This is a genomic window from Amycolatopsis sp. WAC 04169 (genome assembly GCF_003947535.1).
Lineage (GTDB): Bacteria > Actinomycetota > Actinomycetes > Mycobacteriales > Pseudonocardiaceae > Amycolatopsis > Amycolatopsis keratiniphila.
On the sequence record NZ_QHJI01000008.1, the window covers coordinates 356,156 to 381,724 of the forward strand.

Genomic DNA, 25,569 nt, shown 5'->3' on the forward strand with positions numbered 1-25,569 from the left:
ACCTTGCCGCGCAAGATCGACGTCGGGGCGCTGGCCAAAGGCGTCCTCGCGGGTGACCGCGGCCTGCTGTCGCGGGCGATCACACTCGTCGAGTCCAATCGGGACGATCACCGGGCGCAGGCGCAGGAGCTGCTGGTCGAGCTGCTCCCGCACGCGGGCGGGGCGCGGCGCGTCGGCATCACCGGCGTCCCCGGTGTCGGCAAGTCGACCTTCATCGACCAGCTCGGCACGGATCTGACCGGGGCCGGGCACAAGGTCGCCGTGCTGGCCGTCGACCCGTCGTCGACGCGGACCGGCGGCTCGATCCTGGGCGACAAGACCCGGATGGCGCGGCTCGCGGTGGACCCGAAGGCGTTCATCCGCCCTTCGCCGACTTCGGGCACGCTCGGCGGTGTCGCGAGGGCGACCCGCGAGACGATCGTGCTGATGGAAGCGGCCGGGTACGACATCGTGCTGGTCGAGACCGTCGGTGTCGGGCAGTCCGAGGTGACCGTGGCGAACATGGTCGACTGCTTCCTGTTCCTCACCCTGGCCCGCACCGGCGACCAGCTGCAGGGGATCAAGAAGGGCGTCCTCGAACTGGCGGACGTCATCGCGGTCAACAAGGCCGACGGCGACCACGAACGCGACGCGAAACGCGCGGCGCGCGAACTGGCGGGCGCGCTGCGGATGATCTACGGCCGGGACGCCGAGTGGACGCCCCCGGTGCTGACCTGCAGCGCGCTCACCGATGTCGGGCTCGACGAGGTCTGGGCCGAAATCGGCCGCCACCGCGACGTGCTGACCGCTTCGGGTGAACTGGACGAGCGGCGACGGCGGCAGCAGGTGGAGTGGACCTGGGCGATGGTCCGCGAGCAGTTGCTCGGACGGCTGGCGGCGCATCCGGACGTGCGAGCGGTCGTTCCGGACGTCGAACGGGCGGTCCGGGACGGTGAGCTGACCCCGACGCTGGCCGCGCAACGGATTCTGGAGGCGTTCTCCGGTCCTCCGCGTGGCGGCTGACGCCGGGACCCGGCAGAGTGCAGAATCGGGTTCGCGCCACGCCGTCGAAAGGGAGTCATGCCGAAAAGGTCTCGTCTCGGGCAGCTTGCCGGGCTCGTCTTCGCCGGGCTGGTCGTCTGCGCGCCCGCCGCGCAGGCCGTTGAGATCCAGGCGCCCGCGCCGGTGATCATGCAGGCAGCGGCGGTGCACGAGGTGCTCGGACAGGCGCCTCCGGGGCCGGTGCTCGACCCCGCCGAGACCGACAAGGCCAACAGCCAGGAGACCAAGAACAAGGTCATCGCGGGTATCGCCGCGGCGATCCTGCTCGGCTTGGTGATCCTCGGGCGTCGCTCCCGTTCCAAGAAAAAGAAGTCCTGAACCGCTACCCGTAAGTAGAAGGACTCTCCGCTTAGCCCGGGCCGAACTCTCGCAGCCGTTCATCGCAGATCCACTACCGGCCATCTCCGGCTCGATCACTCGACGAGCGGCTTGTCATCTGCATGGTGCACGATCTATCGCAAATGCGTATCACAGATCGAACGGCACCCAGCGTGCCTTCAGCGACCACTCGTACGGTGGTAGACGAAGGTGACTGTGTTGCGGGAGGAGGTGCGGCGTGACGGTGCTCGATTCACGTCCGGACATTCCAGGCGACCCCGAGGGTCGCGTCGTTGCCCCTATAGAGGCGCCCACCGCGCTGATCTCCGAGGCCGGCGTCAGCATGGCACCTGTGCATGATCTGGGTGCCGGGCGTGGCCCCTTCTGGCTCGACGACTGGCTCCGCGCGAACGCCACCGACGTCGTCGCGTGGCGTCGTCGTATCCACGCGCACCCGGAGCTCTCCCGCCACGAGTTCGCCACGACCGAACTGGTCATGTCCCTGCTCCGCTCGGTGGGGCTCAAGCCATGGGTGCTGCCCTCGGGCACCGGCGTGGTCTGCGACATCGGCAGCGGCGACCGCTGCGTCGCGCTGCGCGCCGACATGGACGCCCTGCCGCTGACCGAGGCCACCGGGCTCCCGTACGCCTCCAAGACCGACGGCGCCGCGCACATGTGCGGGCACGACGCGCACACGGCGATCCTCCTGGGCGCCGCCCGGGCGCTGGCGGGCGCGCCGGAGCTGCCGGGCCGCGTACGGCTGATCTTCCAGCCCGCCGAGGAGGTCATGCCCGGCGGCGCGCTGGACATGATCGCCGCCGGCGCGATGGAAGGCGTCGAGCGGATCTACGGGCTGCACTGCGACCCGCGGCTCGAGGTCGGCAAGGTCGGGCTGCGCGTCGGCGCGCTGACCTCCGCCGCCGACCTCATCGAGCTGCGGCTCACGTCGCCGGGTGGGCACACCTCGCGGCCGCATCTGACCGCGGACCTGGTGCACGCGCTCGGCACCGTGATCACGTCGCTGCCCGCGGTCCTTTCGCGGCGCGTCGACCCGCGATCCGGGACCGTGCTGGTCTGGGGCGCGGTGCACGCCGGCCAGGCCGCCAACGCCGTCCCGCAGGACGGGGTGCTGCGCGGCACGCTGCGCACCGCGGACCACGAGGTCTGGACGATGCTGGAGCCGCTCGTCGCGGCTTCGGTGGAGTCGCTGCTCGCGCCGACCGGGGTCGGGTTCTCCCTCGACTACCGCCGCGGTGTGCCGCCGGTCGTCTCCGATCCGGAGTCGCACGCGCTGATGCGGGCCGGCGTCGAGGCCGCGCTGGGCGAGACCGTCGTGGCCGGGACCGAGCAGTCGTCCGGCGGCGAGGACTTCGGGTGGTACCTGGAGCACGTCCAGGGCGCCTTCGCTCGCCTCGGCGTGTGGTCCGGTGAAGGCCCGATGGCCGATATCCATCGCCCGACCTTCACCCTCGACGAGCGTTCGCTCCTGTGCGGTGTCCGCACCCTGGTGCACACCGCCCTGGCCACCCTGGCCTGAGTTCCGCCCCCAGTCACGCGAGTTCCGTCTTCAATCACGCGAGTTCCGCCCCTGTGCACGGATGTTCGCCCTAACGGGTCCGGACATCCGCGCACAGGGTTATCCACAGTCCGGGCGAGTTATCCACAGCCCGGGAAAACCGGTCTTCCCAAGGCCGATCCGATCTTCGATCCTCGAAGACGTGATCAACTGGGGAGGACGTCATGGGGTGGTCTCGCGTAGTGAGGCCGACCGGATCTTGGGGCGGAGAGCCGTCCTCGAAGGCTTGGCGCGCGGTGCGCTGGCACAGCCGTGGCGAGGCGTCGTCGTCCACGCCGCGGATCTGCTCAAGCTGCCGACCCTGGCGCAGGCGGCACTGCTTTCCGTCGGGCCGCCCGCCGTGCTATCCGGTGTCACTTCTCTTGCCCTGCATGGGATTTCGGCGGTGGAAGGCACCACGGTCCACCTGACCGTCCCGTACTCGAGACGGGTCGGATCGAGGTCGGGGCTCGTGGTGCACAGGGCGGAATTTCACCCGTCCGATATCGTCGAACTGGACGAACTTCCCGTGTTCTCGTTGGATCGCGCGCTGGCCGATCACCTCTGCGACGGCGACGAGCGAACAGCGTTCGCCGCTCTCGACGAGGCCATGCACAACCTCGCGCCGGACCATCGGGCGGTCCTGCACACCAACGTCCGGGATCGCCTTCTCGACCGTCGCGACCGGCGAGGTATCCACAGGGCGCAGATGCTGCTCGCGCTCGCGACGGGCGAGGCCGAATCGCCGTCGGAGAGCATTCTTCGCTTGATCGTCGTGGAGGCCGGGCTGCCGGTCCCGGTCGCCCAGTACGAGATCGGCACCATCGACGGGCGGAAGCTCTACGTCCTCGACCTCGCGTGGCCTGAGCTGCGTATCGCCCTGGAGTACGACGGCTACGCCGCTCACGAGGGCAGGCAGGAGTACGACGCGGAACGGGACGCCCGGATGGCGGCGCGCGGATGGATCACGGTTCGTGCGACGGCGGCTGATCTGCGGGATCCGCGACGGTTGCTGGCGGAGTTGCGGGGCGCCTTCGCGCGTCGCACGGCGCGACTCGCGTGATTGGAGCCGGAACTCACGTGATTGGGGGCGTGACTCGCGTGATTGGGGGCGGAACTCGCGTGATCAGCCGGAGATGCCTTGGCACGGGCGGGTGCGGAGGGCGTCGACGTAGTCGGCGGGGGCGCCGGCGGCCTCGGCCGCGTCGGCCAGTACGCCGAGGTAGCGCGCGGACGGGAGACCGCCCTCGTAGGCGTCCAGGACGTACAGCCACGCCAGCACGGAGCCGTCCATGGTCTGCACGCGGAGCCGGATCTTGGAGTGGATGCCCAGCTCGCCGCCTTCCCAGCGGTCGAGATTGGGCTCGTCCAGCGAGGTGACGTCGTACAACACCACGAAGACCCGGGAGCCCGGGTCTTCGACGATGGTCGCCAGCGCGCCTTCCCAGCCGAGGTCCTCGCCGCCGAAGGTCAGCCTCCAGCCTTCCAGCCAGCCGGTGCCGGCCATGGGCGAGTGCGGAGCGCGCTCCAGCATCTGGGCGGGCTCCATATTGGATCCATACGCGGCATACAACGGCACGGCCACAGCCTAGCGACCTACCGGTCACCCGGCTGGACGCACATGCCGTGTCCGGCCACTCAATCCGCCCAACGGTCGCCCGCGTACGGTAAACGCAGTCACAGACACCGGTGCGAGGAGGAGACCAGTGACCAAGATCGTGATCATGGGCGGAGGCCCCGCCGGTTACGAAGCGGCACTGGTCGCGGCCCAGCACGGAGCCGACGTCACCATCGTCGAACGGGACGGCCTCGGCGGCGCGTGCGTGCTCTACGACTGCGTCCCGTCGAAGACGTTCATCGCCTCCTCCGGCGCGCTCGCGAACATGCACGACCTGCGCGAGCTCGGCATCAACACCGACATGGCCGACACCAGCGTCGACCTGCCGACCGTCCACGGCCGCGTGAAGGGCCTCGCGCTCGCGCAGTCCGCCGACATCCGCGCCCGCGTCCAGCGCGAGGGCGTCCGCGTGGTCATCGGCCAGGCCCGCTTCGACGACGAAGAGGCCGGGCTCGCCACGCACAAGGTCGCCGTCACCGCCCCCGACGGCTCGACCGAGGTGCTCGACGCCGACGTCGTCCTCATCTCGACCGGCGCCACGCCGCGGGTGCTGCCCGGCGCCGTGCCGGACGGCGAGCGCATCCTCGACTGGCGTCAGCTCTACGACCTGCGCGAACTGCCCGAGCACCTGGCCGTCATCGGTTCGGGTGTCACCGGTGCCGAGTTCGCCTCGGCCTACACCGAGATGGGCGTCAAGGTCACCGTCGTGTCCAGCCGCGACCGCGTGCTCCCGCACGAGGACGCCGACGCCGCCGCCGTGCTCGAAGAGGTCTTCTCCCAGCGCGGCACCACGGTCGTCAAGCAGGCCCGCGCCGACAAGGTCGAGCGCACCGAAAAGGGCGTCGAGATCCACCTCTCCGACGGCCGCGTGATCGAAGCCAGCCACGCGCTGATGACCGTCGGTTCGGTGCCCAACACCACCGACATCGGCCTGGAGAAGGTCGGCATCGAGCCCGGCCCCGGCGGCTTCATCGGCGTCGACCGCGTTTCCCGCACCAGCGCGCCCGGTATCTACGCCGCCGGCGACTGCACCGGGGTGCTCATGCTCGCCTCCGTGGCCAGCATGCAGGGCCGCATCGCGATGTGGCACGCGCTCGGCGAGGGTGTCGCGCCGATCAAGCTCAAGACCGTCGCCGCCAACGTGTTCACCCACCCCGAGATCGCGACCGTCGGCATCAGCCAGCAGGCGATCGACTCGGGTGAGGTGCCCGCCCGCACCATCATGCTCCCGCTCGCGACGAACGCCCGCGCGAAGATGGAAGGCCTGCGACGCGGTTTCGTGAAGCTGTTCTGCCGCCCCGCCACCGGCGTGGTCGTCGGTGGGGTGGTCGTGGCGCCGACGGCGAGCGAACTCATCCTTCCCATCGCGCTCGCCGTCCAGAACCAGCTCACAGTGGAACATCTGGCACTGACATTTTCGGTGTACCCGTCGCTGTCGGGGTCGATCACCGAGGCGGGCCGTCAGCTGATGCGGCACGACGACTTGGACTGATCTCCGTCGGACGAGCAACCTTCGCGGGGGTGCCCGCGTCTAGCGCGTGTCGGTGTTTCGTTGACAGCTAGGGGTTTTTCGTGATTCGCAGGGTGCTCGCCGGAGTGGTGGCGATCGGTGCGGCGGTGCTGGCGGGGCCGGCGACCGGCTTCGCTCAGCAAGCCCAGCCGGATCCCGGTGTCACCGTCCAGCTCAACGACGACACGGCTTACGAACTCGGGCTCGTCAACAAGTACGTGCACGGCGAAGCCAACGTGGCGCTGGCGCAGTGCCCCGGCGGTGGCGGCATGAAGGCGCCGACGTCGACGACGTTCTCTTCGCCGGTGCTGACCGTCGGGAAGTACGACTACGGCCCGCTCATCGGGGTCCCGGCGAATGTCAGCGCCGACGTCGAACTCAAGGCGGGCACGGCGCCCGGCAGCTACCCGCTGACCGTCAACTGCAACGGAAAGTCTTATACGGCAACGTTTTCCGTTCCGCCCCGGCAGGTGAGCGCGGTGCCTTCCGGTGGCGCTCGCGCCGGTGACGGCAGCCTGGCGTCCTAATTTCCTTCCGCCCGCACCGGCGATCGCGATCATTTCGTGACCAGGGCGGGCAACCGACCGGCCGCGTGCGGCGTTTGCCAGGCGTGGGGGTGAACGCCGAGCCGGTCCCGGTCTGGGGGCCGGGGCCGGTTCGGCGCGCCTCGGGAGGTGGACATGAAAGCGAGACAGGTGCCGCTGGTGCTCGCGGCCGCCCTGCTGGCCGTCCTGGCGACGCTGGCGGTCGTCCTGTCCGGGCCGCGGGAGACCGGCCAGGCCGCGCCCCCGGCGAGCGCGGAGCGGACAGAGGTGCCGGTGGCGCCGAGCAGCGAGCCGCAGGCCGAACCGGCCGCCGGGATGGCGAAGGCCGATCCGGTGTCGATCGACGTGCCGAAGATCGACGCGAAGTCCAGCCTGATCCCGCTCGGACTCAACGCGGACAACACCATCGAGGTGCCGCCGGTGACCCAGCCGTTGCAGGCGGGCTGGTACGTGCACGGTCCGACGCCGGGGGAGGTCGGGCCGTCGGTGATCCTCGGGCACGTCGACGGGAACAAGCAGAAGGGCATTTTCTTCCGCCTGAAGGAACTCGCGCCCGGTGACCAGGTCTCGGTCGCCCGTAAGGACGGCACGACGGCCGAGTTCGCGGTCACGAAGGTCGAGCGGGTGGCGAAGGACAAGTTCCCGACCGACGCCGTCTACGGCGACACCACGGAACCGGAACTGCGGCTCATCACCTGCGGCGGGGTCTTCGACAAGGCGTCGCGCAACTATCTCGACAACATCATCGTTTTCGCCCGGTTGATCGCGAGGTGAGTTCCATGATCAGGTCCGCCTTGGTGCTGGCGTTCGGAGTCGCGCTGGTCGCCCCGGCCGTCGCGTACGCGCAGGACGCCCCGTCCACGAGCCGGAAGGCGGATCCGTACCCGTTCCTCGGGCTCTCGCCCCGGCAGTCGGTCGCGGGGGAGGAGATCCTGGTGTCGGTCGGTTGCCCGGTCGGCGAACTGGGTGAGGTGAAGTCGAAGGTGCTCGATCGCATCGGCGAATTCACGGTGACCAACGAGGTCCCGGTGATCCAGGGGGCCGTCGCGCATATCGACGCCGGGGCGCGGCCGGCCTTCTACGCGATCACGGCGATCTGCAAGACCACGACGATCACGGCCAATCTCGAGGTCGTGCCGGACAAGACGCCGACCTCGTCCAGTAAGCCGCCGTCGCCGAAGCCGACTGTGCTGCCGAAGCCTGCTCCGCCGGCGAAACCGGCTTCGGGCCGTCAAGTTTCGAAGATTCCGGTGGGCGCGCCGCAAACCGGGGCAACCGATTCCCTTTCCCGATGGTGTTCTCACTGCGAGGGCTCGCAGTGAGGGAGAAAAACCATGGGAATGAAGGGAATCGTCGCGGGCGCCGGTCTGCTCGCGATGACGGCGGGAGTGCTCCTCGCTCCTCCGGCGTCGGCCACCGCGCCGCCGCCGAAACTGTCGGTCAGCCCCACGAAGGTCGCGCCGGGGCAGGCGCTGCACTTCACCGCCAGTTGTCACGGCACGCGCACCGCCGTGACGTCGCCGGGCCTGACCGGTCCGGTCACGCTCTCAGCCCAGTCCGGCGCGACATCCGACGGGCACGGGAAGGCCGCGGGGAGGACCGGCAAGTTCAAGGCGAGTTTCCGGTGTGACGGCGGGCCGAACCTGCCCGCCGCGAGTGGGACGGCGACCGTCGAGTTCGAGATCGTCTGCCCGCCGCCGACGACGACCACGCCCACCGAGCCGCCGTTGAGCAGCAAGCCCCCGTCCAGCAGCCGTCCGCCGTCGAGTAGTGAACCGCCGTCGAGCAGCAGCGCGCCGTCGTCGAGCTCGGCGCGGGTCGTCCCGGCCGCGGCGACGAAACCGTGCGGCACGCCGGGCAAGACGCCGCAGGTGAAGGTCAAGCCCGCCGGTGCCCCGCAAACCGGCGGCGGCATTTAGTCCTCTGAATGCGCCAAGCGCGTGAAGGCCCCCTTCCCTCGGCTCAGCCGAGGGAAGGGGGCCTTCACGCGCGAAACCGCAGGTCAGTCTTCGTCGACCCAGTCGAAGGTCTTCGTGACCGCCTTCTTCCAGTTCCGGTACTCCGACTCACGGCGGGTCTCGTCCATCGACGGGTCCCACTGCTTGTCCTGCGCCCAGTTGTTGCGGATGTCGTCCTCGCTCTTCCAGAAGCCCACCGCGAGACCGGCCGCGTAGGCCGCGCCGAGCGCGGTGGTCTCGTTGACCACCGGCCGGATCACCGGCACACCGAGGATGTCGGCCTGGAACTGCATGAGCAGCTCGTTGACGACCATGCCGCCGTCGACCTTCAGCGACTTCAGCGGGACACCGGAATCGGCGTTCATCGCGTCGATGACCTCGCGCGACTGGAACGCCGTCGCCTCCAGGACCGCCCGCGCGATATGCCCCTTGTTGACGAACCGGGTCAGGCCGACGATCGCGCCGCGGGCGTCGGAGCGCCAGTACGGCGCGAAGAGGCCCGAGAACGCCGGCACGAAGTACGCGCCACCGTTGTCCTCGACGGTCCGGGCGTGCTGCTCGACCTCGGCCGCGGAGCCGATCAGGCCGAGGTTGTCCCGCAGCCACTGCACGAGCGAACCGGTGACCGCGATCGAGCCTTCGAGCGCGTACACCGTGTCGTTCGAGCCGATCTTGTAGCAGACCGTGGTGAGCAGCCCGTTGTCCGACATGACCTTCTCGGTGCCGGTGTTGAGCAGCATGAAGTTGCCGGTGCCGTAGGTGTTCTTCGCTTCACCCGGCGACAGGCACGCCTGCCCGAAGGTCGCCGCCTGCTGGTCGCCCAGGATGCCCGAGATCGGGACCCCGGCCAGCGCGCCCTTCTCCCGGACCTTGCCGTAGGTCTCCGAAGACGACCGGATCTCCGGGAGCATCGACAGCGGGATCGTCATCTCCTCGGCGATCTCGGCGTCCCAGGCGAGCGTGTCGAGGTCCATCAGCATGGTCCGCGACGCGTTGGTCGGGTCGGTGACGTGCACGCCGCCGTCGACCCCGCCGGTCATGTTCCACAGCACCCAGGTGTCCATGTTGCCGAAGATCAGGTCCCCGGCCTCGGCCTTGGCGCGGGCGCCGTCAACGTTGTCGAGGATCCACTTGATCTTCGGCCCGGAGAAGTAGGTCGCCAGCGGCAGGCCCACCTTCGCGCGGTAGCGCTCCTGCCCGCCGCCGAGCGCGCCGAGGTCGGCGACGATCTTGTCGGTGCGGGTGTCCTGCCACACGATCGCGTTGTACACCGGCTTGCCGGTGGTGCGGTCCCAGACCAGCGTGGTCTCGCGCTGGTTGGTGATGCCGACGGCGACGATGTCGCTCGCGACCAGGTCGCCCTTGGCGAGCGCGCCCGCGGCGACGGCCCGCGTGTTCTCCCAGATCTCTTCGGCGTTGTGCTCGACCCAGCCCGCCTTCGGGAAGATCTGCTCGTGTTCCCGCTGGTCCACGGCGACCACCCGGCCGGAGTGGTCGAAGATCATGCAGCGGGTCGACGTGGTGCCCTGGTCGATCGCGGCTACGTACGAAGTCATCTAGAACTCCAGTCTCAGGTGATGTTGTGGACGGCGAGGAAGAGCAGGGCGGCCAGGGCACCGCCGACCAGCGGGCCGGCGACCGGGATCCAGGAGTAGCCCCAGTTCGGGTTGGCCTTGTTCTTGATGGGCAGCAGGAACGCGTAGGCGATGCGCGGGCCGAGGTCCCGGGCCGGGTTGATGGCGTACCCGGTCGGGCCACCGAGGGACTGGCCGATGACCAGCACGACGAACGCCACACCCGCGTAGCCGAGCGCGGAGTTGCCGAAGTTCGGCGTGCCGCCCTCGGCCGTGGCGTTGGCGTACACCGGGCTGAGCAGGATCCACGCGACCAGCACGAAGGTGCCGATGATCTCGGTGACGAGGTTCCACGCCTTGTTCGGGATCTGCGGAGCGGTCGAGAAGATGCCGAGCGTCTCGTCGCGCTGCGGGTGGTCGTCGAACTGCAGCTTGTAGGCGGCCCAGCAGAGCACGGCGCCGAGGATCGCGCCGACCATCTGCCCGGCGAAGTAGATCGGGACGTCCGCCCACTTCGTCTTGTCCGCGATGGCGAGGCCCAGCGTCACCGCGGGGTTCAGGTGCGCGCCGCTCGGCGCGGCGATGCTCGCGCCGGCGAAGACCGCGAACGCCCACCCGAGGGTGATCATCACGACGCCACCGTTGTGGCCGTTGTTCTTCCGCAACACGTGGTTGGCGACCACGCCGTTACCCAACAGGATCAGGACCGCCGTTCCCAGCAGCTCCCAGACGAATATGGCTCCCACACTCACCGCTTGACCTCCACTTTGGACATTCCGCGCAGGGTCGAACACGGTGTGCTACGGCGCCCTTGCCGACCCACGTCCGTGGCACGTTACCGTCGCGTATTTGTTCCTTCCAGGCACCGCGGGAACCAATCCTTCCAAGATCGACGAGGGTTACGCCACACGTGTCACCCGCATAACGGACCGGTCGCGGCCGATCGTGCGATGCTGGAGTCACAGCGGCACAAGGAGGAATGTCACGTGGCAAGCTCTCAGCGCGAAGCCGAAAACAGCCCCGCCAGGCTGGGACCGCTCAAGCGGGAAGAGTCTTGGCAGCGGCTGGGTGAGGACAAGTTCGATCTCGTCGTCATCGGTGGCGGAGTGGTCGGGGCAGGCACGGCGCTCGACGCCGCGACACGCGGCCTGCGGGTCGCCCTCGTCGAAGCGCGAGACCTCGCCTCGGGAACGTCGAGCCGGTCCAGCAAGCTCTTCCACGGCGGGCTGCGCTACCTCGAACAGCTGGAATTCGGTCTGGTGCGGGAAGCTCTGCGGGAACGCGAGCTGATGCTGACGACGATCGCCCCGCATCTGGTGAAGCCGGTCAGCTTCCTGTATCCATTGACCCACCGCGTCTGGGAGCGTCCGTACACCGCGGCCGGCCTGCTGATGTACGACACGATGGGCGGCGCGCGGTCGGTCCCCGGCCAGAAACACCTGAGCCGCGCCGGCGCGCTGCGGATGGTCCCGGCGCTGAAGCGGTCCGCGTTGATCGGCGGGATCCGTTACTACGACGCGCAAGCCGACGACGCGCGCCACACGATGACCGTCGCCCGCACCGCCGCGCACTACGGCGCAGTGGTGCGCACCTCCACCCAGGTGGTCGGTTTCCTCCGCGAGGCGGACCGTATTTCCGGGGTCCGCGTGCGCGACGTCGAGGACGGCCGCGAGACCGAGATCCACGCCTCCGCGGTGGTCAACTGCACCGGCGTGTGGACCGACGAACTGCAGCGCCTTTCCGGTGGCCGCGGCCGGTTCCGCGTGCGGGCGAGCAAGGGCGTGCACATCGTCGTCCCGCGCGACCGGATCGTCTCGGAATCGGGCATGATCCTGCGCACCGAGAAGTCCGTGCTATTCGTCATCCCGTGGCGCAACCACTGGATCGTCGGGACCACCGACACCGACTGGAATCTCGACCTCGCGCATCCCGCCGCGACCAAGCACGACATCGACTACCTCCTCGAACACGTCAACACCGTGCTCGCGACACCGCTCACGCACGACGACATCGAAGGCGTCTACGCGGGGCTCCGGCCTTTGCTCGCCGGGGAAAGCGAAGAGACGTCGAAGCTTTCGCGCGAGCACGCGGTCGCGCGTGTCGCGCCGGGACTGGTCGCGATCGCGGGCGGCAAGTACACGACGTACCGGGTGATGGCGGCCGACGCCGTCGACGCCGCCGCCGTCGACCTGCCGGGCAGGCCGCAGTCGTCCATCACGGACAAGGTGCCGCTGCTCGGCGCCGACGGCTACCACGCGCTGGTGAACCAGGCCGACCATCTGGCGGGCGAGCACGGGCTGCACCCGTACCGCGTGCGTCACCTGCTCGACCGGTACGGCTCGATGGTGCACGAGGTCCTCGCGCTCGGCGAAGGACGGCCGGAACTGCTGAAGCCGCTGGAGCACGCGCCGGACTACCTCGGTGTCGAGGTCGTCTACGCGGCCAGCCACGAGGGCGCGCTTCACCTGGAAGACGTGCTCGCGCGCCGGACGCGGATCTCCATCGAGTACGCGCACCGCGGCGTCGACTGCGCCGCGCAGGTCGCCACCCTGGTGGGCGAGGTGCTCGGCTGGTCGAAGGACGAGGAGAAGCGCGAAGTCGAGGTGTACAAGGCGCGGGTCGACGCGGAACGGGAGTCCCAGTCGCAGCCGAGCGACGAGGCCGCCGACGCGTTGCGCTCCGCCGCGCCGGAAGCACGCTCCGGGATCATCGAGCCGGTGAGTTGACCGTTGCCGCCCAGTGGTGTGCCGCGCGCGCAGACATCGTTGCCTGATCGAGTGAATCTGGCATAGCGTCGGCCTTCCCGATACGGAAGGCGGCCTTGTGGTGTTTCTCGACTCGTCGACGTGGACGGACCGGATCTTCGCCGGCGGTGCCTGGGTGCCCGGCACCGGCGGCACCCGGAAGGTCACCGAGCCCGCGACCGGAGCGGTGCTGGGCAGCATCGGGATCGCCTCGGCCGAAGACGCCGCGAAGGCGGCGGAAACGGCGGCCGAGGCGCAGCGGGCCTGGGCGGCGACACCGCACGTCCAGCGGGCCGCGATCCTGCGCAAGGCGGCCACGCTGTGGTCCGAGTACGCCGACGAGATCCGCTGGTGGAACGTCCGCGAGGTCGGCGCCGTGCCGGGTGTCGCGGGCTTTTCGCTGCACGTCGCGGAGCAGGAGTGCTACGAAGCGGCGGCCCTGCCCGGCCGCCCGTACGGCGAACTCCTGCCGAGTGAAGAGCCGCGCCTCTCGATGGCGCGCCGTGTCCCGGCCGGTGTGGTCGCGGTGATCTCGCCGTTCAACATGCCGATCATCCTGGGCATCCGCTCGGTCGCCCCGGCGCTCGCGCTGGGGAACGCGGTCATCCTGAAACCGGACCCGCGCACCGCCGTCACCGGTGGCGTCGTCCTCGCGCGCATCTTCGAGGAAGCGGGGCTGCCGCCGGGTGTGCTGCAGATGCTGCCGGGCGGCGCCGACGTCGGCGAGACGCTCGTGACGCATCCGGCGGTCCGGGTCATCTCGTTCACCGGGTCGACCGGTGCCGGGCGCAAGGTCGGTGAACTCGCCGGAAAGCATTTGAAGCGGGCACATCTGGAGCTGGGCGGGAACTCCGCGCTCATCGTGCTCGACGACGCGGACGTCGCCGAGCCCGGCGGGGTCGCCGCGTTCGGCTCGTTCTTCCACCAGGGCCAGATCTGCATGACCACCGGGCGGCACCTCGTGCATGAGCGGCTCTACGACGACTTCGTCGAGCGGCTGGCGGCGAAGGCGGCCGCGTTGCGGGTGGGCGACCCGGCGCAGGACGAGGTCGCGCTCGGGCCGATCATCGACGCCGGGCAGCGGGACAAGATCCACGAACTGGTCACCGCCAGCGTCGCGGCGGGCGCGCGGGTCGCCGCCGGCGCCGAGTACGACCGGCTGTTCTATTCGGCGACGGTGCTCGCCGACGTGCCGCCGACGGCGCCCGCGGTGGCCGAGGAGATCTTCGGCCCGGTCGCGCCGGTCGTGCGGTTCTCCGACGCGGAGGAGGCCATCCGCCTCGCGACCGCGAGCGAATACGGGCTCTCGCTGGGGATCGTCACGCGCGATGTCCTCAAAGGACTGGAGCTCGCGGATCGCGTCCCGACCGGGATCGTGCACATCAACGACCAGACCGTCAGCGACGAGGCGAACAGCCCCTTCGGTGGCGTCGCCGCTTCGGGAACCGGAAGCCGCTTCGGCGGCGCGGCGGCGAACATCGAGGCGTTCACCGAGACCCGGTGGGTCACCGTCCGGAACCCGCCGCCCACCTACCCCTTCTGATCCCCGCGTTTAGTCCTCTGGATGCGGTAGTACGTAGCGCGAACTACCGCATTCAGAGGACTAAATGCGGGAGGGTCAGGCGGTGCGGCGCCAGCGGATGAGGCGTTCCCCGGTCGGGGCCGGATCCAGTTCGGGCCCGATCAGGGTGAACCCGCATTTGCGGGCGACCGAGGCGGACACCTCGTTCGTCTCCTCGTAGCGGTAGCTGACCTCGCGCAGGCCGAGCCCGCCGAAACCGAAGCGCAGGGCCGCGTTGAGCGCGGTGCTCGCGACCCCCTTGCCCCGCGACGCCGCGCGCACCCAGACCGACGCCTCCGCGTACCCGGCGTCGAGATCGAGATCCCGCAGGCCGACCTCGCCCAGCAGGTCCCCGGTCGTCGGCTCGGCCACCGCCCAGGAACAGCGCTCGTCACCCGCCCACTGGGCGGCGCGCAGCGCGACGTACTCGGTCGCCTCGTCGAGGTCCCGCAATCGGTAGTTCAGGACGTACTTGCGATGCGTCGGGTCCGCGAAGGCCGCGACCAGTGCCGGACGGTCGTCGAGGGCCTTGTCCGCCCGCAGTTGCCGCAGGTAGTACTCGCCCGCGTTGATCTCCACCGGTTCCACCCTTCGAGGGTAACCGGAGCTTCAGCGACGGCGGCTCATGATCAGCGCGACCGCCAACGGCAGCAGGAAGACCAGGAACGTCCCGCGGGTGAAGAAGAACAGCGCGATCGCGACCGCGGCGGCGATCGGCACGGCACTGGCCGTCAGCCATTTCGACGGCTGGACCTCGTTCTTCGCGGACGCCTGCGCGACGCCGGGCATCGGCGGCAGGGGGAGCAGCGCGCTGGGCCGGGGCGAGGGCAGGTCCGTGAACAGCGGTTCGAGTTCGCTCGCCATCCTCGCGGCGCTCACCTTCGCCGACCGCGAACCGAACTCGTCGAGGTCGAGTCTGCCGGTGCGGACATGCTCTTCCAGCGCCTCGAGCGCGTCTTGGCGTTCGGCGTCGCTCAGCCGCATGTCCGGTCTCTCGGCACCCACGTCCCGAGTCTACGGGCGGATCAGCCGTCGAGTTCCCGCCGACGCTGCTTCCCGAGCTTCTTGTGGGAGTTCTCCCAGCCCTTGCCCCAGATACCCTCGCCGACGGCGCTGATCCCGATCGGGACGAGGATGAACCACCAGGTGATGCCGGTGGTGATGATGAGCGCGATGGTGGCGATGAAGAGGATCGGCAGGAGCGCGCCCATGACGCGTTGCGTCGGGGAGATGCCCGCCCACGGCGACACCGGTTTCTCCGGTTCGCCGACGGGCGCGTCGTAGCGGGGGTGCGGCTCGGGCAGGTCGAGGAAGATTTCGGCCAGCTCGCCGCGGGTTTTGGCGGCGGTGATCCGGGCGGACCGGTCACCGAACTCGTCGATGTCGATCCTGCCGACGGTCATGTGCTCGCCGAGCGCGGTCAGCGCGGACTCGCGATCCTGATCACTGATCCGCAGCCGCGGAGACGGAACCTCGCTCACCCTTTCGAGAATAGGCCGGGCGAGGCCCCGTCAACCACGACATTCGTCAGTCTTTGAGCTCGAACAGCTGGGTGCCCTGCGTCACCGCGGCGCCGACCTCGACCGCGAGCCCGGTGACCGTGCCCGCCTTGTGCGCGGTGACGGGGTTCTCCATCTTCATCGCTTCGAGCACGACGACCAGCTCGCCCGCCTCGACCCGCTGGCCCTCTTCGACGGCGACCTTGACGATGGTGCCCTGCATCGGCGCGGTGACCGCGTCGCCGCTCACCGCGGCCTTGGTGCCGCCCGCGCGCTTGCGCGGCTTGGCCTTCACGGCCGTCCCGCCGCCACCGGCGTCGAGCGAGAAACCGCCGGGGAGCGACACTTCGAGGCGTCGGCCGCCGACCTCGACGACGACGTTCTGCCGGGGCTGCTCTTCCTCGGCCTCGACGGTTTCCGGCGCCACGAACGGCTCGATGGTGTTCTCGAACTCGGTCTCGATCCAGCGGGTGTGGACGCTGAAACCGTTCTCGTCGCCGATGAACGCCGGGTCGTCCACGATCACGCGGTGGAACGGCAGCACCGTCGCCATCCCGTCGGCGACCATCTCGGCCAGCGCGCGGCGGCTGCGCTCGAGCGCGTTCTGCCGGTCCGAGCCGGTGACGATCAGCTTCGCGAGCATCGAGTCGAACTGGCCGCCGATGACGCTGCCGGACTCGACGCCCGAGTCGACGCGGACGCCGGGGCCGCTCGGCGCGACGAACTTCGTCACGGTGCCGGGCGCGGGCAGGAAGCCGCGGCCGGCGTCCTCGCCGTTGATGCGGAACTCGATCGAGTGGCCGCGCGGTTCCGGGTCCTCGGTGATGCGCAGCTTCTCGCCGCGCGCGATGCGGAACATCTCGCGCACGAGGTCGAGGCCCGTGGTCTCCTCGGACACCGGGTGCTCGACCTGCAGCCGCGTGTTGACCTCGAGGAACGAGATCGTGCCGTCGACGGCGACGAGGTACTCGACCGTCCCGGCGCCGTAGTAGCCGGCTTCCTTGCAGATCGCCTTCGCGGACTCGTGGATGCGCTTGCGCTGCTCGTCGGTCAGGAACGGCGCGGGCGCCTCCTCGACCAGCTTCTGGTGACGGCGCTGCAGCGAACAGTCGCGGGTGCCGACGACGATGGCGTTGCCGTGCTGGTCGGCGAGGACCTGCGCCTCGACGTGGCGCGGCTTGTCCAGGTAGCGCTCGACGAAGCATTCGCCGCGGCCGAACGCGGAGATCGCCTCGCGCGTCGCCGACTCGAAGAGCTCCGGGATCTCTTCGCGGGTGCGGGCGACCTTCAGTCCGCGGCCGCCACCGCCGAACGCCGCCTTGATCGCCACCGGCAGGCCGTGCTCGTCGGCGAACGCGACGATCTCGTCGGCGTTCGCGACGGGGTCCTTGGTGCCGGGCACGAGCGGGGCGCCGGCACGCAGCGCGATGTGGCGCGCGGTGACCTTGTCCCCGAGGTCGCGGATGGCCTGCGGGCTCGGCCCGATCCAGGTCAGCCCAGCGTCGATCACGGCCTGGGCGAAGTCCGCGTTCTCGGAGAGGAAACCGTAGCCGGGGTGGACCGAGTCCGCGCCCGATCGCTTGGCGGCGTCGAGCAGCTTGTCGAAGACGAGGTAGCTCTCGGCCGCGGTGGTGCCGCCGAGCGCGAAGGCCTCGTCCGCGAGGCGCACGTGGGGTGCGTCGCGGTCAGGATCGGCGTAGACGGCGACGCTGGTCAGCCCGGCGTCCTTCGCCGCCCTGATCACCCGTACCGCGATTTCCCCGCGGTTCGCGATCAGGATCTTGGTCACCGGACCACCTGTGCCGGCCTGCTCGGTCACGCCGTACCTCCTGCGTTCGCACGTCGGGCCGCCCCGATGCGGCTCCGCAGCAGTTTACGGAAGTTCCCGCTCTGATTAGTGAGAGCAAGGCCACCCGGTGACACTGTTTATAGCAGCGGCCGACGGTGGCGTAGTTCTTCTAACAGGCCCTACACCAGGGCTTCGCGGTGCCGCAGTTCTTCCGGGAGATCGGAATCGAGCACGATCAGGTCGTACGGCTGGGCCTGGTGGATCCGGCCGAGGTGCTCGGATTTGACCAGCGCCCACGGCTGATGCGGCCCGCAGCACTCGACCAGACGCTGCACGGAACTGAAGGCGATCAACGCCATCCGGCCGTCCTTGGTCGCGCGGAGTTCGATCTCCGCGCTCGTGTAGTCCTTCGGCTTTTTCGCCGTCGGAAGGAACAGTGCGCTGGGCAGTCCGGGGTTCGTCACAGGAACAACATAGACGTGCACTCTGCGCTAGATCACTTACGCTCTCGGATATGCGGACACAGGAAGCGCGGGCGCCACGATCCGTGCTGCTCACCGCCCTGCTGGCGGTGGTGGTGACGGCCGGCGTGATCGTCACCGTGATCCTGCTCCGCCCGGCCGCTCCGACGCCCGCCGGCGACCCCGGCGTGCCTCCGGTTTCCGACGGCGCCCCCAGCGCGCCCGGGGTGAACTGCGGCGACTCGGCCTGCCGGGAGATCGGCGCGATGACCGTCGGCGGGCTGCCCGTCGTACTGCTGGCCGACTCCGCAGGGAAGCAGGGGGTGGTCCGGATCGGCGCGGACACCGCGTACCCGCTGATCATCAACGACCGCGGGGTCACCCTGAAGGGCGATTCTTTGCGCTGTGTCGACGGCACGACACCGGTGTGCCTGGTACGCGGCGAGACGGGCGGCGGTGTGACGGGCGAACTGTTCGTCGCGCGCGGCGGGATCTGGCGGGACACCGGGAAGCCGTATTTCTCCGATGCCGGGACGATCGCGCTGAACGACGTGACCGCCGACGGGGTCGCGGACGTGATCGTCGTGCGGCACGAATGTCCCGGCGCGCAGTCCGGGTCGGCGCGGTGCCAGGCGGCGCCGGTGCTCGCGGAGATCTACGACGTCGCCCGCGGTTCCGTGGGGTGCACGCGCCGGTACACCGCGCCTTCGGAGCTGAGGGGCTGGCCGGATGTGCGGCTGACCAGGGCGGATCTGCGGGCCTGCCCCTGACGGGGAGCAAGGGACCTTTGCTATCGCTTGCACGGAGGCCGGTCCTTAGAGCGTTCAAGGTAGTGAAGGCCTCCTCCACTACCTTGAGGGTAGGGAAGGAGGCCTTCACGGACTTCTGGTCCCTCAAGGGGGCCTTCATGTACTTGAGAAGCGTCACGCCCCAGCGGCGGCAGGCTCCTTCGCGGGGGCAGTAGCCGCTTCGCCGCTCTCAGTCGGCGAAGGGTCTGTCGGCGAGTTGAGCACCTCGTCGTCCAGAAGGCCTTCGCCGCGGGCGACGACCACCGGGACGACGATCTGGCCTGCCACGTTGGTCGCGGTCCGCATCATGTCCATGATCGGGTTCACCGAGTAGATCAGCGCGATCCCGAGCGCCACCTGCTGCGCGTCGAGCCCGATGAACGCGGTGGTCAGGGTCAGCGCGGTCAGCCAGCCGGTGGTGCCCGCGGTGGCCAGCGCGCCGAGCACGGCGACCACGACGATCCCGACGTACTGCCAGATGTTCAGCGAGACCCCGGACAGGTTCGCGATGAAGATGGCGCCGATCGCGGGGAACACCGCGGCGCAGCCGTCCATCTTCGTGGCGCTGCCCAGCGGAGTCGCGAAGGCGGCGTACGCGGGCTGGACGCCCAGGTTCACGGCGGACTGCCGGGTGAGGGGCAGCGTCGCGGCCGAAGACTGCGAAGCGAACGCGAACTGGATCGCCGTGCCCGCCTTCGAGAAGAACTTCAGCGGGCTGACCTTCGCCACGAACTGGAGCAGGATCGGGTAGACCACGAACAGTACGAGCAAGCAGCCGACGTACACCGCGAGCGTGGTGGTGAACAGCGGGCGGAACAGCGCGTCACCGTAGTTCGCGACCGCGGCGCCGATCAGGCCGACGATGCCGATCGGGGCGAGCCGGACGATCCAGCCGAGGTAGCGCTGGATGATCTCGAAGACGCTGGTGGTGAAGTCGACGAACGGCTTGGCCTTGTCACCGAGGCTGTAGGCCGCCGCGCCGATCAGCACGGCGAGGAACAGCACCTGAAGCGTCGAGCCTTCGGTGAAGGCGGCGAAGAAGTTCTTCGGGAGGAAGCCTTCGACGAAGGCGCTCCAGGAGCCCCAGTTGTCGACGCTCTTGGTGGCCTTGTCCGCGTTCTTCGCGGTCGCGGCGACGCCTTCGCCGAGGCCGCCGCTGCCCGGGTTGAACAGCTTCGCGACGGCGATGCCGATCAGCGACGCGATGAACGAGGTGATCGCGAACCACAGGACGGTCTTGCCACCCAGCCGCGCGGCCTTCTTGCCGCCGCCGAGGTTGCGCAGGCTGTTGATGCCGACCACGATCGCCGTGAAGACCAGCGGGATCACCGCGATCTGCAGCAGCGTCGTGAAGATCGTGCCGATCTGGTCGAGCAGGTCGGTCAGCCAGCTCGCCTCGGTCGTCCTGGCGAGGACGCCGAGCAGGGCGCCCACGACGAGCGAGCCGAGGACCGCCGCCGCGAAGACCCTTGGCCTTGTGTAGGTCCGAATGAAAGACACGGGGCGACTCCGGTGCGTGAAGGTTTCCTGATTTCCCGAACGTGAAGAACGTTCGGCGAGGCAGGACTCTTCCGGATCACCCGATCGTGTGGGAGTCGTCTCAGGATGCGGGACGGGTCCAGAGATCGATGACGCTCACACCGACCTCCGAAAGCAAACGCCGGGTCAGCGGCAGGCTGATCCCGATGACACTCGAGAAGTCACCGTCGATGCCCTCGATGAACCAGCCGCCGAGTCCGTCGAGGGTGAAGCCGCCGGCCACCTGAAGCGGCTCTCCGGAAGCGATGTACGCCTCGATCTCTTCTTGCGACGGTGTGCCGAAGCGAACAGTGGTGCCTTCGGTGCCGGACGCTTCTTTCGTCCTCTCACCGTTCTCGACGCGGATGATCGCGTGGCCGGTCAGAAGTTCACCGGTCTTGCCCGCCATCGACGCCCAGCGCTCGCGCGCGGCTTCCGGTGTGATCGGCTTCCCGACCATCTCGCCGTTGATCGACAGCATCGAATCGCAGCCCACGATGACCAGGTCGGAGTGGCCGCCCAGCGTCTCGAAAACCGCCTCGGCCTTCGCCGCGGCGAGCGCGCGGACCAGCTCTTCGGGGGCCGGATCGGTCAGCGACGCGGCGACCGCGTCCTCGTCGACGCCGGACACGACGACGCTCGGATCGAAGCCGGCGGAACGCAGGACGCCGAGGCGGGCGGGGGACTGGGAGGCGAGAACGAAACGCACGTGAGGAAGGTACTCGACGGCTCGCCGTTGCCTGATTGTGACCTGGAACACCCGAACGTGGAGTTAGTTTGTTGTGGCGCGCAACATATGGATTGTTCGAGCTACGGAGGAACCAATGTCGCCCCGCCTCCGCGTCAGAAGATCTCTTCGCACGACGCAAACCACAGTGCTCGCAGGACTGCTCCTGGCCGGTTCGGCCCTGACCCCGGTGGCGTCCGCCGCCCCGGGACCGCTCTACAAGAACCCCCACGCTTCGACCTCCGCGCGGGTGAACGACCTGCTCAAGCGGATGAGCCTCGACGACAAGATCGGCCAGATGACGCAGGCCGAACGCGGCGCGGTCACCCCCGACCAGGCCGCCGCGCTCAAGCTGGGGTCCCTGCTCTCCGGCGGTGGCTCGGTGCCGGCCAGCAACACGCCGACCGGGTGGGCCGACATGGTCGACTCGTACCAGAAGGCGGCGGTTTCGACGCCGCTCGGCATTCCCACGATCTACGGCGTCGACGCCGTGCACGGCCACAACAATGTCTACGGCGCCACGATCTTCCCGCACAACATCGGCCTCGGCGCCGCGAACAATCCGCGCCTGGTCGAGAAAATCGGCCGGGCGACGGCGCTGGAGGTCGCCGGAACCGGTCCGCAGTGGGACTTTTCGCCGTGTCTGTGCGTCGCCCGCGACGACCGGTGGGGCCGGACCTACGAATCCTTCGGCGAATCCCCGCGTGACGCCATCGCGAACGCGTCGGCGATCACGGGGCTTCAGGGGCGCAGGCTCGGCGAGAAACCGGGATCAGTGCTCGCGACGGCGAAACACTACGTCGGCGACGGCGGCACGACGAACGGCGTCGACCAGGGCAGCACCGAGGTGAGCGAACGAGAGCTGCGCCAGATCCACCTGCCGCCGTTCCGCGAGGCGATCGACCGCGGGGTCGGCTCGGTGATGATCTCGTTCTCCAGCTTCCAGGGAGTGCGCATGCACGCCCAGAAGTACCTCATCACCGACGTCCTCAAGAAGGAACTGCGGTTTCGCGGGCTGGTGATCTCGGACTACAACGCGATCAACCAGATCGACGGCAAGGAGGGCTTCACCCCGGAAGAGGTGCGGCTTTCGGTCAACGCGGGCATCGACATGTTCATGGTCCCGTGGGACGCGCCGCAGTTCATCGCGTACCTCAAGGCCGAAGTCGAGGCGGGACGCGTCTCGCGCGACCGGATCGACGACGCGAACCGCCGCATCCTGGCGGAGAAGTTCGAGCTCGGCCTGTTCGAGCGCCCGTACACCGACCGATCGCTCCAGAAGACGTTCGGCAGCAAGGAACATCGCGAACTGGCGCGGCAGGCTGTCCGCGAATCCCAGGTGCTGCTGAAGAACGACGGTGTGCTGCCGCTGGCGAAGAAGAACAACAAGATCTTCGTCGCGGGCAAGAACGCGAACGACATCGGCAACCAGGCGGGCGGCTGGACGCTCACCTGGCAGGGACAGAGCGGCCCGGTGATCCCGGGCACGACCATCCTCGACGGCATCAAGTCGGGGGCGGGGAAGGGAACCACGGTGACCTATGACCGTGCGGGTAACGGAATCGACGGCAGCTACCGGGTCGCCGTCGCCGTGGTGGGCGAAACGCCGTACGCCGAAGGACAGGGAGACCGGCCGAACGGCTTCGGACTCGACGCGGAAGACCTCGCCACGATCGCCAAGCTGAAGAGCTCCGGTGTCCCGGTCGTCGTGGTGACCGTGTCCGGCCGTCCGCTCGACATCGCCGCGCAGCTGCCGCAGTTCGACGGGCTGGTCGCCGCCTGGCTCCCGGGCAGCGAAGGCGCCGGTGTCGCCGATGTCCTTTACGGCGACTACAACCCGACCGGGAAGCTGACGTTCAGCTGGCCGGTCAGCGCGGCGCAGGAGCCGGTGAACGTCGGTGACGGCAAGAAGGCGCTGTACCCGTACGGCTACGGCCTGCGGTACCGCCGGTAGCTTCCGCCTCCCGCGCGGATGAGAGGAACGGTCCTTTCCTTGCGAAATTTGCCAGGAAAGGACCGTTCCTTGCATCGGTCCGCATTCAGAGGACGAAATGCGGGAGGAGGGTCAGGCGGCGCTGGCGGCGGGTTCGCGAGCGGGCGGGTGGGGTGCCCGCGAAGAGCGCCGCATGGTGAGCGCGGCGAGCACGCCCAGCGCGAGCACCGCGGCCGGAAGCAGCAGCGCCACCCGCGCCGCGTCGGTGAGTCCATTGTGGACGGCGTCGAGCGCGAGCCGCTGAGCCTGCTCGGCGACACCGGGCGGCAGGCCGGGGAACGCGGCCGCGCCGGAGGAACCGAACTCCCCGGTCGATTCCGCGGCCTTCGCGACGCCTTCCGTGAACGGCGCCCGGTACTGCTCCGGCAACGCGCTCGCGGCCGACGCCGCCTCGCCGGCGATCGAAGCGCTGATCCGTGCCTGCAGCAGCACACCGACGGCCGCGCTGCCGAGCACGCCGCCGACCTGCCGGGCCGTGTTGAAGATGCCCGACGCGGTCCCGATGAACCGTGGTTCGACCGAACTCATCGCCAGATTGCCCATCGGCGCGAAGATGAAGCCGATGCCGACGCCCGCGACCACCAGCGCCGGGGTGAGCGCCCACGCGTTCGCGCCCGCTTCGGCGATCAGGGCCGTCAGGCCCAATCCGGCGGCGAGCGCGGTGAGCCCGACGATCAGCAGGATCTTCGCGTTGACCTTGTCCGAAGCGCGGCCGACGAACGGGCCGATCAGGCCGCCCAGCAACGACATCGGCGCGAACACCAGGCCGGACATCGTCGGCGACGCGCCCAGTACGGCCTGGAGGTAGATCACGAGAGGCAGGAACATGCCGGTCATCGCGAAGCCGACGGTGACCGCCGTCAGCGCCCCGGCCGAGAAGTTGCGGTTCGCGAAAACGCCGAGCGGGAGCAGCGGTTCGCGGCGGTTGAACCGTTGCCACGCCACGAAAGCGACCAGAAGGGCGATGCCGAAGCCGATGACCTCGAAGACGGTGACCGGCCCGAACACGCGTCCCCAGTCGTAATGCTGTCCATTTTGGACGCCGTAGACGACGCAGAACAACCCGGCGCCGGACAGCAGGATCCCCGGGACGTCGAAGGAACGCGAGTGTTTCGGCTGCCAGTCCGGCACCTTGAGCAGCGCCAGCGCGATCGCGACCACGCCGACCGGCAGGTTGACGAAAAAGATCCATTCCCAGCCGAGGTGGTCGACGAGCACGCCGCCGAGCACCGGCCCGACGATGGCCGCGATCCCGGCGACACCGCTCCAGAGCCCCATCGCGGGGCCGCGTTTCGACGGCGGGAACAGATGGCTGATGAACGCCAGGGTCTGCGGCGTCATCAAAGCGGCGCCGAGGCCTTGCACGGCGCGGGCCGCGATCAACATTTCGACCGAACCGGACACACCGCACCACAGCGAGGCCAGCGTGAACACCACGAGCCCGGCCAGGTAGACGCGTTTCGGCCCGAATCGGTCGCCGAGACGGCTGGCGAACAGCATCGGCACCGCGTAGGTGAGCAGGTAGACGCTGATCACCCAGACGATCGCGTTCAGCCCGGCGCCGAGTTCCCGCAGCATCGCGGGGATCGCGGTCGAAACGATCGTGGTGTCCAGCAGGATCATGAAGAAACCCAGGCACAGCGCGGAAAGCGCGGCCCAGGGATTAGCTTGTCTTGCGTTCATCACTGTCGTCCTCGGTGACCAGGTTCAGCTGCGGCGTGCAGTGCCCCTGGAACCGGATGCGGCCGGATTCCAGGTCTGCGACGAGTTTTCGGGTCCATTCGAGCTCGAAGGCCCGCCGGGCGGTGGCGTAGGACCAGTCGAGCCAGTAGATCTCCGGGAGCTTGTGCTCGTTGACCAGGTTTTCCAGCACGACCTGGTCGGAGGCGATGGCGGCCTGCAGCCGCAGCACACGGTGTTTGAGCTGGGTGAGCGACATCTCCGGGCCGAGCTCGTCGATGACGGCGAGCGCGCTGAGGTACTCGGGGTACTCCTCGGCGGGGTTGGCCAGCATGTCCTGCGCCCGGGTGACGAACTCGTCGCGGCCGGTGTCCGTCATCGCGTACACGGTGCGTTCGGGGCGCTTCCCGTCCCGTTGTGTCTCGACGACCTCGACGAAACCGTTCTGCACCAGGCGATCCACCGCGTGGTAGAGCGAGCCGGCCTTCACCTTCACGCGCGTGTCGACGAAGCGCTCACGCATCAGCTGCGCCATCTCGTACGGATGCATGGGCCGCTCATGCAGGAGTTCGAGCACCGCCATGGCGAGCGGAGTGAGCTTCGCGGCCATGATTGTCCCCCTTGGAAGATTCCCTGCTGATTATTCCACGTGGAATATATGCCAGGCAGTACTGAATCTTCAAGGGGGCG

General features: G+C 69.1%; 25 protein-coding genes. 13 read left to right on the plus strand and 12 right to left on the minus strand.

Translation table 11 applies throughout. The features are described 5' to 3' along the window. Positions 1–3: 3 nt before the first annotated feature. The 4 genes from meaB to DMC61_RS24015 all read left to right on the plus strand — a co-directional run bounded on the left by meaB (position 4) and on the right by DMC61_RS24015 (position 3,977). Positions 4–1,002: a methylmalonyl Co-A mutase-associated GTPase MeaB gene (gene meaB / locus DMC61_RS24000; RefSeq protein ID WP_016331311.1), complete on the plus strand. Its 999-nt coding sequence runs from the start codon at positions 4–6 to the stop codon at positions 1,000–1,002. A gap of 57 nt (positions 1,003–1,059) precedes the next feature. Beyond that, positions 1,060–1,359: a hypothetical protein gene (locus DMC61_RS24005; RefSeq protein ID WP_125691387.1), complete on the plus strand. Its 300-nt coding sequence runs from the start codon at positions 1,060–1,062 to the stop codon at positions 1,357–1,359. 238 nt (positions 1,360–1,597) lie between these two features. Beyond that, positions 1,598–2,896, plus strand: coding sequence for an amidohydrolase (locus DMC61_RS24010; protein WP_125691389.1), 1,299 nt, complete (start codon positions 1,598–1,600; stop codon positions 2,894–2,896). A gap of 238 nt (positions 2,897–3,134) precedes the next feature. Beyond that, positions 3,135–3,977 carry a DUF559 domain-containing protein gene (locus tag DMC61_RS24015; RefSeq protein ID WP_125691739.1) on the plus strand — a complete coding sequence of 281 codons (843 nt, stop codon included), beginning with the start codon at positions 3,135–3,137 and terminating at the stop codon, positions 3,975–3,977. A gap of 63 nt (positions 3,978–4,040) precedes the next feature. Here DMC61_RS24015 and DMC61_RS24020 read toward each other — a convergent pair whose 3' ends face one another. After that, positions 4,041–4,493: a gamma-glutamylcyclotransferase gene (locus DMC61_RS24020; RefSeq protein WP_179948472.1), complete on the minus strand. Its 453-nt coding sequence runs from the start codon at positions 4,491–4,493 to the stop codon at positions 4,041–4,043. A 127-nt stretch (positions 4,494–4,620) separates the two neighbouring features. Here DMC61_RS24020 and DMC61_RS24025 point away from each other — a divergent pair, with 127 nt between their 5' ends. From DMC61_RS24025 to DMC61_RS41205, 5 genes are all read left to right on the plus strand, one after another. Beyond that, entirely contained in the window at positions 4,621–6,024 is a 1,404-nt protein-coding gene (locus DMC61_RS24025; RefSeq protein WP_016331316.1) for an NAD(P)H-quinone dehydrogenase, read from the plus strand. An 80-nt stretch (positions 6,025–6,104) separates the two neighbouring features. After that, positions 6,105–6,569 carry a hypothetical protein gene (locus DMC61_RS24030; protein WP_370456428.1) on the plus strand — a complete coding sequence of 155 codons (465 nt, stop codon included), beginning with the start codon at positions 6,105–6,107 and terminating at the stop codon, positions 6,567–6,569. A gap of 153 nt (positions 6,570–6,722) precedes the next feature. Next, a complete protein-coding gene (locus DMC61_RS24035; protein ID WP_125691391.1) occupies positions 6,723–7,361 on the plus strand; it encodes a class F sortase in 639 nt (212 codons plus the stop codon). A 5-nt stretch (positions 7,362–7,366) separates the two neighbouring features. Beyond that, the gene (locus DMC61_RS24040; RefSeq protein WP_125691393.1) at positions 7,367–7,909 is read left to right on the plus strand and encodes a hypothetical protein; all 543 of its coding nucleotides are present in this window, start codon (positions 7,367–7,369) and stop codon (positions 7,907–7,909) included. A gap of 12 nt (positions 7,910–7,921) precedes the next feature. Then, positions 7,922–8,506, plus strand: a complete 585-nt coding sequence (locus DMC61_RS41205) for a hypothetical protein (RefSeq protein WP_158634132.1) — start codon at positions 7,922–7,924, stop codon at positions 8,504–8,506. An 83-nt stretch (positions 8,507–8,589) separates the two neighbouring features. Here the strand turns inward: DMC61_RS41205 and glpK are convergent, their stop codons facing one another. Continuing rightward, positions 8,590–10,101 carry a glycerol kinase GlpK gene (glpK, locus tag DMC61_RS24050; protein ID WP_037332341.1) on the minus strand — a complete coding sequence of 504 codons (1,512 nt, stop codon included), beginning with the start codon at positions 10,099–10,101 and terminating at the stop codon, positions 8,590–8,592. Between the two features lie 14 nt (positions 10,102–10,115). Next, positions 10,116–10,871, minus strand: coding sequence for an MIP/aquaporin family protein (locus DMC61_RS24055; protein ID WP_199750083.1), 756 nt, complete (start codon positions 10,869–10,871; stop codon positions 10,116–10,118). A gap of 234 nt (positions 10,872–11,105) precedes the next feature. On the opposite strand from DMC61_RS24055, the gene DMC61_RS24060 reads away from it, so the two are divergent. Both DMC61_RS24060 and DMC61_RS24065 read left to right on the plus strand, forming a co-directional pair. Next, complete coding sequence (locus DMC61_RS24060) at positions 11,106–12,845, plus strand: glycerol-3-phosphate dehydrogenase/oxidase (protein WP_016331323.1); 1,740 nt, start codon at positions 11,106–11,108, stop codon at positions 12,843–12,845. 97 nt (positions 12,846–12,942) lie between these two features. Then, on the plus strand, positions 12,943–14,406 hold the full coding sequence (locus DMC61_RS24065; protein WP_125691397.1) for an aldehyde dehydrogenase family protein: 1,464 nt from the start codon (positions 12,943–12,945) through the stop codon (positions 14,404–14,406). Positions 14,407–14,481: 75 nt separating this feature from the next. Here DMC61_RS24065 and DMC61_RS24070 read toward each other — a convergent pair whose 3' ends face one another. The 5 genes from DMC61_RS24070 to DMC61_RS24090 all read right to left on the minus strand — a co-directional run bounded on the left by DMC61_RS24070 (position 14,482) and on the right by DMC61_RS24090 (position 18,176). Continuing rightward, complete coding sequence (locus tag DMC61_RS24070; RefSeq protein WP_125691399.1) at positions 14,482–15,012, minus strand: GNAT family N-acetyltransferase; 531 nt, start codon at positions 15,010–15,012, stop codon at positions 14,482–14,484. A gap of 21 nt (positions 15,013–15,033) precedes the next feature. Beyond that, complete coding sequence (locus tag DMC61_RS24075) at positions 15,034–15,408, minus strand: DUF1707 domain-containing protein (RefSeq protein ID WP_007031946.1); 375 nt, start codon at positions 15,406–15,408, stop codon at positions 15,034–15,036. Between the two features lie 41 nt (positions 15,409–15,449). Beyond that, positions 15,450–15,905, minus strand: a complete 456-nt coding sequence (locus DMC61_RS24080) for a DUF1707 domain-containing protein (RefSeq protein ID WP_063272336.1) — start codon at positions 15,903–15,905, stop codon at positions 15,450–15,452. A gap of 46 nt (positions 15,906–15,951) precedes the next feature. Beyond that, positions 15,952–17,742, minus strand: a complete 1,791-nt coding sequence (locus DMC61_RS24085) for an acetyl/propionyl/methylcrotonyl-CoA carboxylase subunit alpha (protein ID WP_125691401.1) — start codon at positions 17,740–17,742, stop codon at positions 15,952–15,954. A 149-nt stretch (positions 17,743–17,891) separates the two neighbouring features. Beyond that, a complete protein-coding gene (locus DMC61_RS24090) occupies positions 17,892–18,176 on the minus strand; it encodes an SAV_915 family protein (protein ID WP_125691403.1) in 285 nt (94 codons plus the stop codon). Positions 18,177–18,259: 83 nt separating this feature from the next. On the opposite strand from DMC61_RS24090, the gene DMC61_RS24095 reads away from it, so the two are divergent. After that, complete coding sequence (locus DMC61_RS24095; RefSeq protein WP_125691745.1) at positions 18,260–18,943, plus strand: hypothetical protein; 684 nt, start codon at positions 18,260–18,262, stop codon at positions 18,941–18,943. Positions 18,944–19,096: 153 nt separating this feature from the next. Here DMC61_RS24095 and DMC61_RS24100 read toward each other — a convergent pair whose 3' ends face one another. Both DMC61_RS24100 and DMC61_RS24105 read right to left on the minus strand, forming a co-directional pair. After that, positions 19,097–20,461 (minus strand): dicarboxylate/amino acid:cation symporter, encoded by a 1,365-nt coding sequence (locus DMC61_RS24100; protein WP_125691405.1) that lies wholly within the window; start codon positions 20,459–20,461, stop codon positions 19,097–19,099. A gap of 100 nt (positions 20,462–20,561) precedes the next feature. Next, positions 20,562–21,188: a nucleoside triphosphate pyrophosphatase gene (locus tag DMC61_RS24105; RefSeq protein ID WP_125691407.1), complete on the minus strand. Its 627-nt coding sequence runs from the start codon at positions 21,186–21,188 to the stop codon at positions 20,562–20,564. 166 nt (positions 21,189–21,354) lie between these two features. Between DMC61_RS24105 and DMC61_RS24110 the strand changes: the two genes are divergently transcribed. Beyond that, positions 21,355–23,160 carry a glycoside hydrolase family 3 protein gene (locus DMC61_RS24110; protein ID WP_199750084.1) on the plus strand — a complete coding sequence of 602 codons (1,806 nt, stop codon included), beginning with the start codon at positions 21,355–21,357 and terminating at the stop codon, positions 23,158–23,160. Between the two features lie 111 nt (positions 23,161–23,271). Here the strand turns inward: DMC61_RS24110 and DMC61_RS24115 are convergent, their stop codons facing one another. Both DMC61_RS24115 and DMC61_RS24120 read right to left on the minus strand, forming a co-directional pair. Further along, positions 23,272–24,882: a DHA2 family efflux MFS transporter permease subunit gene (locus DMC61_RS24115; protein WP_125691411.1), complete on the minus strand. Its 1,611-nt coding sequence runs from the start codon at positions 24,880–24,882 to the stop codon at positions 23,272–23,274. After that, entirely contained in the window at positions 24,863–25,489 is a 627-nt protein-coding gene (locus tag DMC61_RS24120) for a PadR family transcriptional regulator (protein WP_125691413.1), read from the minus strand. Before DMC61_RS24120 ends, DMC61_RS24115 begins: the two co-directional genes overlap by 20 nt. Between the last annotated feature and the right edge of the window lie 80 nt (positions 25,490–25,569).